Annotated in this window: 1 protein-coding gene; it reads right to left on the bottom strand. The window is 64.5% G+C overall.

Annotated features, from left to right (window positions below):
* Window positions 1-23: 23 nt before the first annotated feature.
* Entirely contained in the window at window positions 24-1,235 is a 1,212-nt protein-coding gene (locus A5712_RS02350) for an IS110 family transposase (RefSeq protein ID WP_068100777.1), read from the bottom strand.
* Window positions 1,236-1,503: the final 268 nt, after the last annotated feature.

Here is a 1,503-nt window from a genome sequence, read left to right on the forward strand (position 1 = left end):
AGACATCCCAGGTTCGTAAGTTGTCAAGCGGCGGCGGGGGCTCGGTGGGCCCAGGCTTTGTCTTCGTCGTAGAGGGTGTGGTGGCGTAGACAGCCGTGCAGGATGCCGACGAGGCGGTTACCGAGGGCGCGCAGAGCTTGGTGGTGGCCATCGCCTGCGGCGATTCGCTGGTCGTAGAAGGCGCGGGCGCCGGGGCTGGTGGACAGGGCGCAAAAGGCCCACTGATCGATGGCGTCATAGAGGCGGCTGTTGCGGATGTAGCGGGCAACGACGCGGTATTTCTTGCCGGAGGCGACGGTCAGGGGTGAGGTTCCGGCGTAGTTTTTGCGAGACTTGGCGTCGGTGTATCGATTCGGGTCGTCCCCGAACTCACCAAGCACCCGGGCGCCGAGCACGACACCAAGTCCTGGCAGGGAGCGGTAAATGTCGGCGTCCGGGTGTGCCTCAAAATGGGTGGCCAAGCTGGTCTCGAGCTCGGCGACCTGGCGATTGAGCTCGGCAATGATCGCCACCGCCGCGCGGGTGGTGGCCGCGAACGCCGTCGCCACCGCTGGCGGGGCGGTCAGCTGTTCTGAGCGCAGCGCGGCTTGAATCTCTTTGGCGCGGCTAGCGATATAGCGTTGGCGGCCACCGCGTTTAAGCGCGGACTGGATCGCCGACAGACTCAACCGGGCACCCGCATCGGGGGTGGGAGCACGACCCAACACCCCCAAGGCGTCACCGTGATCAAGGTCCTCAAAAGCCGCCAGGGCCGCCGGGTAGTACTCCCGCAACGCGCTGCGCAGCGCATTGGTGTGGCGGACGCGTGCCCAGATCAGATTCTGGTGGGCGCGGCCGAGCACCTTGATCGCCTCCACCTCGGCGCTGTCGCCGGCCAGCAATCGATGGTTGTGCCGATCGGTACGCACCACATCGGCCAGCAATTTGGCATCCGAGACATCGGATTTGGCGCCCGAGACATGATGGCGATCGCGGTAGCGCGCTACCGCCAGCGGATTGATCGCCAACACCTGATACCCCGCGGCGACCAGGGCTTCCACCCATAGGCCCCGGTCGGTCTCGATACCGACCACCACCTGCTCGGGTTCCTCGGCATGCGCGCCGAGCAGCGCGTGCAATTGCCGGATACCGGTCAATCCTTCGGGCAGCCGCCGCGACCCCAGACGCCGCCCGGCCTCATTCATCACCCACACGTCATGATGGTCTTCGGCCCAGTCATCACCCACGAAGATCATCGATCACCGCCTCTCTTGCACTTCGAGCACTTCAACGGGTTGAGCTGGAGGACACCCCGCGGCGACCTAATGCAAGTGCTCGACCGGCACGCCATCCCATCAGCGCTACAGGTGACCTCACGACCGGCTGGGGCACGGTCTCAACCCAGGAATCGATCCAACACTCCAGTGTGCATAAGTGCTCACCAGCCAGCCGCTCGATGATCAGCTTCCCGCAAACAGGTCATAAACCCGTTCAACGGCAGCCCAATCAAGACCCATTAGTGTG

Source organism: Mycobacterium sp. E2327 (assembly GCF_001672675.1).
GTDB lineage: Bacteria > Actinomycetota > Actinomycetes > Mycobacteriales > Mycobacteriaceae > Mycobacterium.

Excerpts from the sequence above, each read along its gene's own strand:
- A5712_RS02350 (WP_068100777.1), bottom strand. The coding sequence starts at position 1,235 with ATGATCTTCGTGGGTGATGACTGGGCCGAAGACCATCATGACGTGTGG.